Raw genomic sequence first — 14602 nt, forward strand, 5'->3', positions numbered from 1 at the left:
TGTCCATAGGTCCCGAAACGAGTTCGGGATGACGAAAAGTGAAGTGTTGAGAATGACCTCGCCCTGAGCAGGACCCCGGATGACAATCCGGGGGACGTGTCGAAGGGCCGGCCGCTAGGACTACCGGTCGTCCGCCGCGAACCCGGGCCGGCGGATCTGGAAGCCGGTCTCGGCAGCCATGGCCGCCCCTCCGCTACATCGCGACGGCCTGCTCGCGCAGGACGAATTTCTGGATCTTGCCGGTGGAGGTCTTCGGCAGGTCGGTGAAGACGATGGTCTTCGGCACCTTGAAATGCGCCATGTTCTCCCGGCAGAAGGCCACCACCTCCTCCTCGGTCAGCTCGGCTCCCGGCTTCGGGGTGACGAAGGCGCAGGGGGTTTCGCCCCATTTCTCGTCCGGCCGGGCGACCACCGCCGCCTCCATGATCTTGGGATGGCGGAACAGCACGTCCTCCACCTCCAGGGACGAGATGTTCTCGCCGCCGGAGATGATGATGTCCTTGGAGCGGTCCTTCACCTCGGCATAGCCGTCGGGATGCATCACCGCCAGGTCGCCGGAACGGAACCAGCCGTCGACGAAGGCCTTGGCGGTGGCGGCCGGGTTCTTCAGGTAGCCCTTCATCACCGTGTTGCCGCGGATGGCGATCTCGCCGATCGTCGCCCCGTCGCGCGGCACGTCCTCGCCGGTCTCCGGATCGACCACGCGGAATCCCTCCAGCGTCGGATAGCCGACACCCTGGCGGGCCATCTTGCGGGCCTTGTCATCGAGCATCAGCTCGTTCCATTCCGGCGGCCAGGCGCAGATGCCCGACGGGCCGTAGGTCTCGGTCAGGCCGTAGAGATGCACGACCTTGAAGCCCATCTGCTCCATGCCGGAGATCACCGCGCTGGGCGGGGCGGCGCCGCCGGTGCCGATATGGATCTCGTGCTCGAAGCGGCGCTTCACGTCGTCCGGGGCGTGGATCAGCATGGTCAGCACGATCGGCGCGCCGCACATATGGGTGACCGTGTGCTCGCCGATCAGCTCGAAGATCAGCTTCGGGTCGACCTTGCGCAGGCAGACATGGGTGCCGCAGGCGGCCGTGACGCCCCAGGTGAAGGTCCAGCCGTTGCAGTGGAACATCGGCAGGGTCCACAGATACCGGGCGTTCCGGTCGACCTGGAAGGCGATGGCGTTGCCCATGCCGTTCAGATAGGCGCCGCGGTGGTGATAGACCACGCCCTTGGGATCGCCGGTGGTGCCCGAGGTGTAGTTCAGACAGATCGCCTGCCACTCGTCCGCCGGCCAGGACCAGGCGAAGTCCGGATCGCCCTCGGCCAGGAACGCCTCGTACTCGCACTCGCCGAGCGGATCGCCGCTTTCGGCCAGGATGTCGTCGATCCAGACCACGGTCGGATCGCCCTTCGACTGCGACAGGGCCTGGGACATGACGCCCGTGAACTCGCGATCGACCAGCACGATCTTGGCCGCACCGTGGTCCAGGATGAAGGCCACCGTGGCGGCATCGAGCCGGGTGTTGATGGCGTTCAGCACGCCGCCGGACATCGGCACGCCGTAATGCGCTTCCAGCATCGCCGGCGTGTTCGGCGCCAGGATCGCAACGGTGTCGCCGACCCCGATCCCGCGCCGGGTCAGGGCCGAGGCCAGCCGCCGGGCCCGGGCATAGGTCTGCGCATAGGTCTGACGCAGGGTGCCGTGGATGACGGCGACCTTGTCCGGATAGGTATGGGCGGCCCGCGCCAGGAAGTCGCTCGGCGTCAGCGGCGCGTAGTTGGCCGGCGTGCGGTCCAGGTCGCGGTCGTAGATGGAGGCGGTCATCGTCGGTCGGTCCTTGGCGGGCATTCGTCGGGGACGGAAGCCTCAACCATTTCCGTGGGCCGGACAAAGGTCAAGCGTCCGATCCGGGATCCGGCCTCCCGGCGAGCCAGCAGACCGGGCTGCGGGCGATCCAGGCGATCACCTCCGCCTTGTCGGTCATGCCGAGCTTCGACTGGATGTTCTTGAGGTGCCAGCGCACGGTGCTGACCTTGGTGCCGCGGTCCCGCGCGATTCCGGCCAGGTTCCGCCCGGCGAGCATGCCGAACAGAACCGCCTGTTCGGCCGGCGTGATATCGCCCTCAAGGGTCGGGTCGGCGGGACCGGCTGTCGAGACCGCGACCAGATACGCCTTGTGATTGCACCCTGCCAGCGCCCGCACACCGACGATCCGGGGGCCGGCGGCTCCGTCTCCCAGATCGACCACGAACCGCGTGCCGGAGCCGGACGCCGTGTCGATCCTCAGCCGCCGCCACATCCTCTCACCGGTGTCGCAGGCTAGAAGGTCGAGGAACAGGCGGTTGGCGTGAACGACCCGCTTTCCGGCATCCACGATGGCGGCGGGAAAGCCGAGCGCGTCGATCACCGCCCCGACCGCCGCCCCCGACTGGTTCTCTGCCGCGTCGTTCACCGCTTCCTGCACCCGCCGAAGGACGGCCTCCCGGATGGGAGGCGCCACAATCTTACCGTGCACCTACTATCGATGAATATCCCGTTATTCGCAACTGTTTGAAGCAGCGGGATGAGGCCGCACGCGGCCGAACGATCAACAGGAGACCACGATGAGACATTCATTCCTCGCGTTGACCTGCAGCATAGCCGCACTCGCCTCAGCACTCCTTCTGGCAGACACAAAGCCGGCTACAGCAGCCTGCGCAATCGGGCAGAACCATTTCCGGTATCACAACGGTGAGGATCAGTGGCCGGCGACGTCCAGCGCCGCAGCAGTTCGCACCGCCTATGCCAATGCCACCTGCACCTTGGCCTCGACGGTCCACCAGACGGGAGCGGCCTGCCGCGGCGGCATGGGCAACAACCACATCACGGTCGATGTGAACGGCGTCCGCTATCACGTCTTCGGCTACGCCGTGGCGAACAACAACGCCCGCTATTGCACCACCACCGTCATCAACAATCAGGTGGTGGTGGTCAACAACTAGCTCTGTAGCCAGTCCGCTTCTCTGTCAGCGTCCCTCCGGTGATGGGATATCCGTTCGGGGTTCTTTTCAGACGCTGATCTCGCGCAGGTCGGACATTTGCGTCATCAGACATCGAAAGGAATCGCCATGAAGACGGTTGTCGTCACGCTCGCATTGGGAGTCATCGGCCTACTCGCGATGGCCGCGATGCCACATCCTGCCGTCGCGGCAGGCTGCCCCCTCATCGGCGACGTCGGAGGGACAATCGACCCGGACATTGAGGAACATGCGGCCAGTTCCAGCGCCCGGGCGGTCCGGGATGCCTACCACAACAACAGATGCAGAGTGTCCTGGGGATGGCACGACGACGGCACGGAATGCATTCCCGGAAATGGTAAGAACCACATGACGGTTCGCGTCTATCACAATCAGAACGATTACACCTCCTATCACCTTTTCGAGTACCCAGGCCCAGGCACTGATCTTCTTTGCACCACAGCCACGGCTGGCGGTAACCCGATCGTGAACTAGGTAGTGTGGGGCCTACTCCCATCCGATCTAAACCGTTCGTTCCCCCGGCGCGGTCGCCATAGACCGGTTGTCTGCGCCGGGGGTGCACGTTAGGGTCTGACCATGCGTATCGATATTTTCTCAGACGTCGTGTGCCCCTGGTGCTTCATCGGCAAGCGCCGGCTGGAGCGCGCCCTCGCCCAGCGGCCCCAGGATCAGGTGGAGATCCACTGGCGGGCCTTTCAGCTCAACCCGGACATGCCGGTGCAGGGGATGCCGCGGCAGACCTACCTGCAGACCAAGTTCGGCGGACCGGAGCGCGCGGCGCAGATCTACGACACGATCCGCGAGAACGGGCGCAAGGAAGGCCTGGACTTCCAGTTCGAGAAGATCGGCACCACGCCGAACACCGTGCGGGCGCACCGGTTGATCCGTTTCGCCACGGAACGCGGCGCCTCCGACGCCCTGGTGGAGAAGCTGTTCACCGGCTACTTCTATGACGGCAAGAACATCGGCGACGTGCAGACCCTGGCGGACATCGCCGCCGAGGCCGGACTCGACCGGGACGAGGCGGAGACCTTCCTGACCGGCAACGACGGGGTGGCCGACGTGCTGGCGGAAACCCGTTTCGCCTATGAGAACGGTATCAACGGCGTGCCCTGCTTCATCTTCGACCGGCGCTACGCGCTGGCCGGGGCGCAGGAGCCGGAGGCGTTCTTCCCGCTGTTCGAGCTGGTTCAGAACGAAGCCGCCGGCAAGCCGGTCGCCGCCAACACGGCCTGAGCCGCGCGCTCAGCCGGCTTTGTCGTCCGCGCCGGCCCGGTCGTCCATCCAGCTCGCCACCTTGTCGTGCTTCACGTCGGTCTGGGCGTAGGTGCGGTAGTAGTTGATCAGGTCTCGCAGCGGCTCGCCCATGCGGTTGAAGCCGGAGATGAAGGCGACGATCACGCCGACCTCGGTCCTGCCCTGCACCACCATCCAGCCGCCGAAGCCCAGCACCATCAGCGGTGCCGCGGCGTTGAGGAAGTTGAGCACCACCTTGCCGAGGAACTTCCACAGGAAGAACCGCATCCGGTTGCCGAAGATCCGGCGGATGTCGTTGTCGGTCCGGCGCTGGTCGTCCTCGTCCTCGGACTGTTCAGCCACGTCCTCGCTGAGCGAGCGGATCAGGTCGACCCGCTTGTCCACCAGAGCGTTCAGCTTGCGCTGAATCAGAGGGATCACGAGGATCTGCGGCCCGAGGAAGGCGACGCTCACCAGCGCGATCATCGGCTCCACCGCCACCATGTAGACGACGATGGCGACAAGAACGCCGACCTGGGCCAGCGGGTCCGAGATGCCGTCGCCGACGAAGCCGCCGATGGCTTCCAGCTCGTGATTGACGATCGAGACCGCGGTGCCGTTCCGCCCCTCGCCCTTGGTCTCCCGGCCATGCAGGTTGATGATGTGGCGGCGGCAATAGGCGATGGCGCTCTCCGCCAGCCAGCCCTGATAGACCCGCAGCGTGAACTTCACGATGCCGTTCAGGCTGATGACGCCGAGATAGATCATCGCCAGGGTGAGAAGCAGGTCTGCGTTCCCCTGGGCGAGCGCGTCGTCGATGATCCGGCGCTGCAGCTCCAGCGGAACCACGGTGAGCCCCGCAACCAGAAGCGCCAGAGCGCAGGCCGGAAGCTGATACCAGCCGCTCATGCGCCACATGAACGACGCCAGGTTGGACGCCTGTTGATACCGGAGTGAATCTCCCCAGAACCGCCGTTTGAAAATTCCCCAGTTGGCGTGTCGCCGGTCATCCGGGGCGCGCCCCGGATGACCGGCGGCGGCGAGTTGCCGATGCTCCTCTCGGTCGGCGAGAGGAGTTCGGCGGTGATCAAACTGGGAGAGATGCTCATGATCTTGGAACTGCATCGGCAGGGGCTGTCTATATCGGCGATCGCACGGGAGAGCGGGTTCGACCGCAAGACCGTTCGTCGCTACATCGAGCGCGGCCTGGAGCCACCGAGCTATGGCCCACGCAGGCCACGGTCACGTCTGCTGGATCCGTACACCCCCTATCTGCGCGAACGCGTGATGACGTGGCCTGGCCTGACCGGCGCCCGGCTGCTGCGAGAATTGCGGGACCTCGGCTATAGCGGCGGCTATACGGCGGTGACGGATTATCTGCGTGATATCCGTCCCGCGCCGACACCGGGTTATGAGATCCGCTTCGAGACACCTCCCGGTCAGCAAGGACAGGTCGACTTTGCTCAGTTCCAGGTGGTGTTCACCGATGAGCCGGAACAGCCGCGGATCGTGTGGCTGTTCTCGCTGGTCCTGGGGCATAGCCGCCTGATCTGGGCACGGTTCGTCGCCCATCAGGACCTAGCGACAGTGCTGCGCTGCCACGTCGCCGCCTTCGACGCGATCGGCGGCGTGCCACGCGAGCTTCTCTACGACCGCATGAAGACGGCGGTGATCGGCGAAGCTGCTGACGGGGAGCCGCGCGGCATCGTCTACAACAGGGCCCTTGTGGATCTGGCCCGCCACTATGGCTTCCACCCGCGCGCGTGCCAGCCCTACCGGGCCAAGACCAAGGGCAAGGTCGAGCGGCCGTTCCGATACATCCGCGAGGACTTCTTCTTGGCCCGTTCGTTCCGCAACCTGGACGATCTGAACGAGCAGCTGCGGCGCTGGCTGGACAGTGTCGCCAATCCCAGGGTGCATGCCACAACCCGGCGGGTCGTGAACGAGGCGTTCGCCGAGGAGAAGCCGCACCTGCTGGTTCTGCCTCTGGCGCCGTTCCGCTCCGTACTACGTCTGGAGCGACGGATCTCCCGGGAAGGGATGGTAAGCGTCGGTGGCAACTTCTACAGCGTTCCGGATGCCACCCGGCGGCGCACGGTCGAGGTGCACACGCTCGCCCAGGAGATCAGGATCTTCGAGGACGGCACGTTGATCGCGACCCATCCGGTCCTGGAAGGCCGCCACCAGCGCCGGGTGGCTCCTGGACACCGAAAAGGAGGGGGCTCCACAGGACGAAGACGTGGAGCCGACGGAGATGTGGTCGTCAGCCGAACCGGCGACGTGGTCGCTCAGCGCTCCCTGGAGTTCTACGACGCTGTCGCTCGCCGTCTTGCCCGGGAGTGCCGGTCATGAGCGCTCCAGGTGATCTGACCCCGTCGACCCTGGAGCGGATCCGCCACGATCTGGTCGGTCTGAAAATGCCACGCGCCCTGGAAGCCCTCGATCAGGTCGTGCGCCGCCTCGAGCACGGGGAGATCGGTGCTCTGGAGGCCATCGACATGCTGCTCGCCGAGGAACTGACCCTGCGCGAGAACAGCCGCATCAAGACGGCCCTGCGCATGGGCCGACTGGCGACCATCAAGACGCTCTCAGGGTTCGACTTCTCCTTCCAGCCGTCGCTCGACCGCGATCGTATCCTCACCCTCGCACAACTCGGCTTTATCGGTCGCTGCGAGGTCGTCCACTTCCTCGGCCCGCCCGGCACCGGCAAGAGCCATCTGGCCATCGCCCTCGGCGTCGAGGCGGTGAAGGCAGGGCGCAGTGTCTACTTTTGCACACTCGCCGACCTGCTCGGGCAACTCGCCCGCGCCGAGCGCGAGGGACGGCTGACGGAACGCATACGCTTCTTCTGTCGACCGGCTCTGCTGATCGTTGACGAGATCGGCTACCTGCCCGTCGTTCCTGGGGGTGGCAACCTGTTCTTCCAGCTGGTCAACGCCCGATACGAGCGTGGTGCGATGGTCCTGACCTCCAACCGCGGCTTTGCCGAATGGGGCGAGGTGTTCGGAGACCCGGTCGTCGCCACCGCACTCCTCGACCGCCTGCTGCATCATGCTCTGGTCATCCAGATCGAAGGCTCCAGCTACCGGTTGCGCCAGCACGCCGACCTCATGCCCGAGCACGTCCGCTCCAAGGCTACCATCACACCGCCGACCCCAGCACCGCTACGACGGCCAAGGGGACGGCCGCCCAAAAACGACCACATCACCGCGACAACCTGACCGGCGAAACTGGGGAAATTTACTTCGGCGCTTCTGGGGAAATTACGGGCGGCATTGACAGACGCCGGCCGGTCGTCGCCCGTCCGGTCGATCCGCTTGGGTCTGCTGAGGAACACTTCAGATCTCCTGGTACACCTGACCGTAGGAGATGAACGCGAACAGCACGGTCCCTCCGATGACGTTGCCGATCAGCGCGGGGATGAAGAACCCGAAGACCGCCCCCGACAGGGTGATGCTGTCGGCCATGACCAGGGCCACGATCTCCATGGTGCCTGCGATCACATGCGAGAACTCGCACAGCGCGATGATGTAGGCGACCACGAACACCACCGCGAGGGCCGAGCCCTTGCTGTTGGCGTTGACCCAGACCAGGGCGGCCACCAGGAAGCCGGCACCCACGCCTTTGGTCAGGGTCACGAAGAAGCCGCCGTCGACCGAGTGCCGGCCGAGGTGCAGGATCGCCTCGCGCATGTCATGGGAGATCGAGGGCAGCCACATCAGGAAGGCGGCGAAGATGGTGACGCCGACGATATTGGCGGCGAGCACGATGCTCCAGTTCCGGGTCAGCGCCAGGAAGTTGGCGCGGGTCGGCGCATGACAGATCGGCAGGACCGGGGTGATCGTGTTCTCGGTGAAGAGCTGCAGGCGGCCCAGAACCACGATGATGAAGCCGACCGTGTAGCCCATGTCGCCGACCAGGGAGGCCCAGCCGGCATCGCTGTCCAGCCGCCCCAGGATGGCGGCCTCGGCGATGACGGAAAATCCGATGGCGAGCCCGGCGGCCAGTCCCGAGAAGGCCAGAGACAGGGTCGGCCGGCGGAGCTCCTCCACCCCGTTCAGCCGAACGACCTCGAACATCTCGTCCGAGGACAGCGGCCGGAGTTCCTCCACCCGCTGAGCGCTCTTCTCCGCCTCCTCGACATTGGAGCGGGCTTTGGTCACCCGCGCCGGCGATGTGGCACGGGCCTCGTCCGACTCGTGGGGCACGATGTCTTCGGGGTCACTCCCGTGCGACGCTTTGTTTTCCGGTCCGGGCTTTGATGTGTTCATTCAAGCTACAATGTCGCGGGCGGCCTCCGGTTCCCCGAAAGCCGCCACCAAGCCGTCGACATCACGGAACTGTTATGCCGCCAGGGCGGCCAGTTCCTCCATCAGCCGGGTCAGCCCCAGCACCCGCTGCTCCGGCTTGTTCCAGGCGCGGCGGTAGACCAGCTTGTGATCCGGGCGAAGCTGCACCGAGCCCGCCTGCTGCTGCATGAAGTTCACCAGCTTCTGCGGGTTGGCGAAGGTGTTGTTGCGGAAGGCGACGATGGCCCCCTTCGGTCCCGCATCGACTTTCTCGATCCCGGCCGAGCGGCACAGGCCCTTGATGGCGACCACCTTCAGCAGGTTCTCCACCTCCGGCGGGGTCGGGCCGAAGCGGTCGGCCAGCTCGGCGGCGAACCCGTCGATCTCGTCCTGGTCCACCAGCATGGCGATCCGCCGGTACAGGCTCATGCGCACCGACAGGTCCGGCACATAGGCGTCGGGGATCAGGACCGGCATGCCGATGGCGATCTGCGGCGTCCAGGAGCTGTCCTCGGTCACCGCCCCCTCGCCCGCCCGGGCCGCTTCCACCGCCTCGCGCAGCAGTTCCTGGTACAGCTCGATGCCGACTTCCTTCACCTGGCCCGACTGCTCGTCGCCCAGCAGGTTGCCGGCCCCGCGGATGTCCATGTCGTGGCTGGCCAGCGAGAACCCCGCCCCCAGGCTGTCCAGAGTCTGCATCACCTCCAGCCGGCGCTTGGCGATCGGCGGCAGGACCTTGGTCGGATGGGTGGTGAGATAGGCATAGGCCCGGGTCTTCGACCGGCCGACCCGGCCGCGCAGCTGGTAGAGCTGGGCCAGGCCGAACATGTCGGAGCGGTGGATGACGATCGTGTTGGCCGAAGGAATGTCGAGGCCGCTCTCCACGATGTTGGTGGACAGCAGCACGTCGTAATTGCCGTCGGTGAAGGCCGTCATCACGTCCTCCAGCTCGGTCGGCGCCATGCGGCCATGGGCGAGGCCGATGCGCAGGTCCGGCACCAGCTTCAGCAGCCGCTCGTGCACCCGGCTCAGGTCCTCGATGCGCGGGCAGACATAGAAGGTCTGGCCCCCGCGGTAGCGCTCGCGCAGCAGGGCCTCGCGGATGATGACCCCGTCATAGGGCATGACGAAGGTGCGCACCGCCAGCCGGTCGACCGGCGGGGTGGCGATCAGGCTCATCTCGCGCACGCCTGACAGCGCCATCTGTAGGGTGCGCGGGATCGGCGTCGCCGTCATGGTCAGGACGTGCACCTCCTTGCGCAGGTCCTTCAGCCGCTCCTTCTGGGTCACGCCGAAATGCTGTTCCTCGTCGACGATGACGAGGCCGAGATTGTCGAACTGATTCTGCTTCGACAGCACCGCGTGAGTGCCGACCACGATGTTCACGTCGCCGGTGCGCAGGCCCTCGCGGATCTCGTTGGCTTCCTTGGTGGTGACCAGGCGGGAGAGCTGGGCGACCCGCATGGGGAAGCCCTGGAACCGGTCGCGGAAGTTCCGATAATGCTGGCGGCAGAGCAGCGTCGTCGGCACCACGACCGCCACCTGATAGCCTTGGCCAGCCGCGACCAGGGCGGCGCGCAGGGCGACCTCGGTCTTGCCGAAGCCCACATCGCCGCAGACCAGCCGATCCATCGGCCGCGAGGACGCCATGTCCTCCAGCACGTCCTCGATCGCCTTGAGCTGATCTTCGGTCTCGGTGAAGGGGAAGCGGGCGCAGAACTCGTCATAGGTGCCCGGCGGCGGATACAGCGGCTCGGTCTTGCGCAGCTCGCGCTCTGCGGCGATGGCGATCAGCGCCTCGGCCATGTCGAGCAGCCGCTTCTTAACCCGCGCCTTGCGCGACTGCCAGCCGGCGCCGCCCAGCTTGTCGAGCTGCGCCTTGGTCTCCTGGCTGCCGTAGCGCGACAGCACGTCGATGTTCTCGACCGGCACGAACAGCTTGTCACCGCCGAGATATTCCAGGCGCAGCACGTCGTGGGGGGCACCGCCGATCTCCAGGGTCTCCAGCCCGAGATAGCGGCCGATGCCGTGCTCGGAATGGACGACGTAGTCGCCCGCCTCCAGGGAGGAGACCTCGCGCAGGAAGTCCTCGCCCCGGCGCTTGCGCCGCCGCGACGGGCGGACAAGCCGCTCGCCGACGATGTCGGGCTCGGAGATGACGGTCAGGTCGCCACGCCGGTAGCCGTGCTCCAGCGGCAGCACCGCCGTCGCCACCGTGGCCGGCGGCAGGGCCATCGCCGCCTCGAGGCTGGGCGCCGGTTCGATCGCGTCGATGCCATGGTCGCGCAGCAGATGGGCCAGCCGGTCGCAGGAGCCCTCGCTGTAGCCGGCGACCACGACCCGGCGCCCCTTGCCGATCTCGTCCACCACCGCATCGCGCACGGCGTCGTAGACGGCGGAGCCGCCGCGCGCCCGCGCCTCGGCCAGATCCACCCCGGACTGGGCACCGAAATCGATGACGGCTCCGTCCTCGGGCAGGGAGAACGGCGTGAACGCCCCCACCGCCCGGTCGGCCATCAGAACCGACCAGTCCGCCGGCGCCAGATACAGGGCATAGGGGCCGAGCGGACGGTAGATGCCGCCGGCCTCCGCCCCGCCGGCGCGCAGCATCTGCACCCGGGCGTCGTGATACTCCTCGATCTGCTCGAACCGCGCGGAGGCGGATTCCTCCGCCTGGTGATCCAGGGTCACCGGCGCGTCGTCGACATAGTCCAGAACGGTGCCGAGCGTCTCGTGGAACAGCGGCAGCCAGTGCTCCATGCCGCCATGGCGCCTGCCGGCGGACACCGCCTCATACACCGGATCGGCCGTGACCTCGGCGCCGAACAGGGAGCGGTAGCCGGAGCGGAAGCGCTGGATCGTCGCGTCGTCGAGCAGCACCTCGCCGACCGGCAGGAAGGCCACGCTCTTGCGCTTGCCGGTGGTACGCTGGGACATCGGGTCGAAGCGCCGGATCTCCTCCAGGTCGTCGCCGAAGAAGTCGAGGCGCACCGGCTCCTCGGTACCCGTCGGGAACACGTCTACGATGCCGCCGCGCACGGCGTATTCGCCCTGCTCGCGCACAGTGTCGGACCGGTTGTAGCCGTTGCGGGTGAAGAAGGCGGTCAGGTCGTCCAGCGGCATGGACTGGCCGAGCTTGAGGACCAGGGTGGCGCCGTCGAAGAAGCTCTTGGGCGGCACCCGCTGCAGCACGGCGTTGACCGTGGTCAGGACCACCGTCGGCTTGGCGTTGCGCTTGCGCGCGGCGAGCCGGGCTAGCGTGTCGATCCGGCGGCTGACGATCTCCGTATTGGGCGACACCCGGTCGTAGGGCAGACAGTCCCAGGCCGGGAGCTGCATCACCCGCAGGTCGGGATCGAAGAAGGCAATGGCCCGGGCCAGGGCGGCGACCCGCGTGTCGTCGCGCGCCACATGGAGCAGCAGACCGCGGGCATTGGCCAGCGCGGCGATCGCCTCGGCATCCACCCCTTCCGGGGCCGACGCGATGGCGACGCGGCCGACGGCTTTCGGGAAGTCGGCAAATAACCGGTCGTGGTCGCCCACCATGTCCATGGGCCGGTCCTTCTTCTTCTCAGGCCTGGGTCAGTTTGAAGTCGCGCAGCATCTGCAGCACCGGCGTGTCGAACTCGTCGGGCGGGGTCTCCTGCCCGGTGATCCAGGTATAGAGCCGCGGATCCTCGATGCTGAGCAGATGCTCGTAATCGTCCAGATCGGAAACTTCCAGGGTGTCGAGATGCCGGTCGGCGAAGGCGCCGAGCAGCAGGTCGGTCTCCTTGGTGCCGGTATAGGTACTGCGGTAACGCAGTCGCTTGCGGCGGGCTTCCAGCGCCTCGGTCATACGGCACTCCTCTTCGAGATGTCCGACCCGGATTCTTGCCTTGCGGCGGCGATGGTCTCGCAATGCCGGGCTGTGGGATATAAAGCAGGGACAGACCCGAGACCACCCCCGGCACGCCGACTGGACGAGTTGCGACATTGCGCCCTGAGATTCTCTTTCCGCTCTTTGCCGATGTCGGCCAGCTGACGGGCATCGGCCCGCGCTACGCCAAGCTGATCGAAAAGGCGGTCGGGGCGCAGATCGTCGATCTGCTCTGGCACCTGCCGAGCGGCATGGTCGACCGCCGGTTCTCCCCGACGGTGGCCGACGCACCGGACGGGATGATCGCCACCCTCACCGTCACCACCCTGCGCCACGAGCCCGGCCGGGGCCGCGCACCCTACCGGGTGATCTGCGCCGACGAGACCGGCGAGATCGAGCTGGTCTATTTCCACGCCAAGGGAGACTGGCTGGAGAAGCTGCTGCCGCACGGCCAGAAACGGGTGATCAGCGGCAAGGTCGAGCGGTTCCGCGGCAAGGCGCAGATGCCGCATCCCGATCACGTGGTGCCGTTGGAAGAGGCCGAGAGCGTGCGGATCGTGGAGCCGACGCATCCCTCCACCGACGGGCTGCATCAGCGCATCCTCCGCAAGGCGATCGAGGGCGCTCTGGCGCGGGTCCCGGCGCTGGACGAGTGGATCAACCCGACCCTGATTCAGGCGCGCGGCTGGCCCGCCTGGGACGCGGCGGTGAAGGCGGTGCACCATCCGGAAAGCCGGCTGGAGATGGAGCCGGACTCCCTGCCCCGCCAGCGCCTGGCCTATGACGAGATCCTGGCCAATCAGCTCGCCCTCGCCCTGGTGCGCGCTCGCATGAAGAAGCAGAAGGGCCGCGTCATCAAGGGCGACGGACGGCTGCGCGACGCGATCCTGAAGAACCTGCCGTTCAGCCTGACCGGCGCCCAGCGCACGGCCTTGTCCGAGATCGAAGGCGACATGGCGGCACCCAACCGGATGCTGCGCCTGCTGCAGGGCGATGTGGGCAGCGGCAAGACCCTGGTCGCCCTGGTCACCATGGCCAACGCCATCGAATGCGGCGCACAGGCGGCCCTGATGGCGCCGACCGAGATCCTGGCCCGCCAGCATTTCGCCACCATCGAACCGCTGGCCCGCGCCGCCGGCATCCGCTGCGAGATCCTGACCGGGCGGGACAAGGGCAAGACCCGCGGCGCCATTCTCGGCCGCATCGCCGAAGGCACGGCGCAGATCGTCGTCGGCACCCACGCCCTGTTCCAGGAGGAGGTGGAGTTCCGCGACCTCGCCGTGGCGGTGATCGACGAGCAGCACCGCTTCGGCGTGCACCAGCGCATGGTGCTGGGGCAGAAGGGTCAAGGCGTCGACATCCTGGTGATGACCGCCACGCCGATCCCCCGCACCCTGGTGATGACCGCCTATGGCGACCTGGACGTCTCGCGCCTGACCGAGAAGCCGCCGGGCCGCCAGCCGATCGACACGCGGGTGGTCTCCAACGACCGGCTGATGGACGTGATCGAGGGCGTGTCCCGGCGCATGGATGCCGGGGCGAAGGTCTACTGGGTCTGCCCGCTGGTGGAAGAGTCCGAGGTGCTGGACGTCGCCGCCGCCGAGGAGCGGGCCGCCACCCTGCGCGAGCGGTTCGGCGACCGGGTGGGGCTGATCCACGGCCGCATGAAGGGGCCGGACAAGGACAAGATGATGCTCTCCTTCAAGGAGGGGCCGGTCGACCTGCTGGTGGCCACCACGGTGATCGAAGTCGGCGTCGACGTGCCGGACGCCACGGTGATGGTGATCGAACACGCCGAGCGCTTCGGCCTCGCCCAGCTTCACCAGTTGCGCGGCCGCATCGGGCGCGGCGACAAGGCCTCCACCTGCCTGCTGGTCTACGCGCCGCCGCTGAGCGAGACCGGGCGCGCGCGGCTGTCGGTCATGCGCGACAGCGAGGACGGGTTCCGCATTGCCGAGGAGGACCTGAAACTGCGCGGCGCCGGAGAGGTGCTGGGCACGCGCCAGAGCGGCCTGCCGACCTTCCGCCTGGCCGATGCGGCCGCCCATAACGACCTGTTCGAGGTCGCCCGCGACGACGCCCGCCTGCTGCTCGGCAAGGATCCAGAACTGGAGGGGCCGCGCGGCAAGGCGGTGCGCACGCTTCTCTACCTGTTCGAGCGCGACGCCGCCGTGCGATACCTGCGGGGCGCATAAACGTCAGAAGA

General features: G+C 66.9%; 12 protein-coding genes. 6 read left to right on the plus strand and 6 right to left on the minus strand.

What is annotated here, in order from left to right:
• Nucleotides 1-193: 193 nt before the first annotated feature.
• Nucleotides 194-1819 (minus strand): acyl-CoA synthetase, encoded by a 1626-nt coding sequence (locus tag T8K17_RS19005; protein WP_322331303.1) that lies wholly within the window; start codon nt 1817-1819, stop codon nt 194-196.
• Nucleotides 1820-1889: 70 nt separating this feature from the next.
• A complete protein-coding gene (locus T8K17_RS19010) occupies nt 1890-2495 on the minus strand; it encodes a helix-turn-helix transcriptional regulator (protein WP_322331304.1) in 606 nt (201 codons plus the stop codon).
• 103 nt (nt 2496-2598) lie between these two features.
• Here T8K17_RS19010 and T8K17_RS19015 point away from each other — a divergent pair, with 103 nt between their 5' ends.
• The 3 genes from T8K17_RS19015 to T8K17_RS19025 all read left to right on the plus strand — a co-directional run bounded on the left by T8K17_RS19015 (nt 2599) and on the right by T8K17_RS19025 (nt 4248).
• The gene (locus tag T8K17_RS19015) at nt 2599-2976 is read left to right on the plus strand and encodes a hypothetical protein (RefSeq protein ID WP_322331305.1); all 378 of its coding nucleotides are present in this window, start codon (nt 2599-2601) and stop codon (nt 2974-2976) included.
• Between the two features lie 126 nt (nt 2977-3102).
• Complete coding sequence (locus T8K17_RS19020) at nt 3103-3486, plus strand: hypothetical protein (RefSeq protein WP_322331306.1); 384 nt, start codon at nt 3103-3105, stop codon at nt 3484-3486.
• A 102-nt stretch (nt 3487-3588) separates the two neighbouring features.
• Nucleotides 3589-4248 carry a DsbA family oxidoreductase gene (locus T8K17_RS19025; protein WP_322331307.1) on the plus strand — a complete coding sequence of 220 codons (660 nt, stop codon included), beginning with the start codon at nt 3589-3591 and terminating at the stop codon, nt 4246-4248.
• 9 nt (nt 4249-4257) lie between these two features.
• Here the strand turns inward: T8K17_RS19025 and T8K17_RS19030 are convergent, their stop codons facing one another.
• Complete coding sequence (locus T8K17_RS19030) at nt 4258-5157, minus strand: ABC transporter ATP-binding protein (RefSeq protein WP_322331308.1); 900 nt, start codon at nt 5155-5157, stop codon at nt 4258-4260.
• Between the two features lie 174 nt (nt 5158-5331).
• Between T8K17_RS19030 and istA the strand changes: the two genes are divergently transcribed.
• The gene (gene istA / locus T8K17_RS19035; RefSeq protein ID WP_028793183.1) at nt 5332-6600 is read left to right on the plus strand and encodes an IS21 family transposase; all 1269 of its coding nucleotides are present in this window, start codon (nt 5332-5334) and stop codon (nt 6598-6600) included.
• Entirely contained in the window at nt 6597-7469 is an 873-nt protein-coding gene (istB, locus tag T8K17_RS19040; RefSeq protein ID WP_028793182.1) for an IS21-like element helper ATPase IstB, read from the plus strand. Before istA ends, istB begins: the two co-directional genes overlap by 4 nt.
• A 117-nt stretch (nt 7470-7586) precedes the next feature.
• Here the strand turns inward: istB and T8K17_RS19045 are convergent, their stop codons facing one another.
• The 3 genes from T8K17_RS19045 to T8K17_RS19055 all read right to left on the minus strand — a co-directional run bounded on the left by T8K17_RS19045 (nt 7587) and on the right by T8K17_RS19055 (nt 12375).
• Nucleotides 7587-8456, minus strand: a complete 870-nt coding sequence (locus T8K17_RS19045; RefSeq protein WP_322331309.1) for a formate/nitrite transporter family protein — start codon at nt 8454-8456, stop codon at nt 7587-7589.
• Nucleotides 8457-8591: 135 nt separating this feature from the next.
• On the minus strand, nt 8592-12089 hold the full coding sequence (gene mfd, locus T8K17_RS19050) for a transcription-repair coupling factor (protein ID WP_322331310.1): 3498 nt from the start codon (nt 12087-12089) through the stop codon (nt 8592-8594).
• Between the two features lie 19 nt (nt 12090-12108).
• Nucleotides 12109-12375, minus strand: coding sequence for a succinate dehydrogenase assembly factor 2 (locus T8K17_RS19055; protein ID WP_322331311.1), 267 nt, complete (start codon nt 12373-12375; stop codon nt 12109-12111).
• Between the two features lie 137 nt (nt 12376-12512).
• Between T8K17_RS19055 and recG the strand changes: the two genes are divergently transcribed.
• Nucleotides 12513-14591 carry an ATP-dependent DNA helicase RecG gene (gene recG, locus T8K17_RS19060; protein ID WP_322331312.1) on the plus strand — a complete coding sequence of 693 codons (2079 nt, stop codon included), beginning with the start codon at nt 12513-12515 and terminating at the stop codon, nt 14589-14591.
• The last annotated feature ends 11 nt before the right edge of the window (nt 14592-14602 follow it).

The organism is Thalassobaculum sp. OXR-137 (assembly GCF_034377285.1).
GTDB lineage: Bacteria > Pseudomonadota > Alphaproteobacteria > Thalassobaculales > Thalassobaculaceae > Thalassobaculum.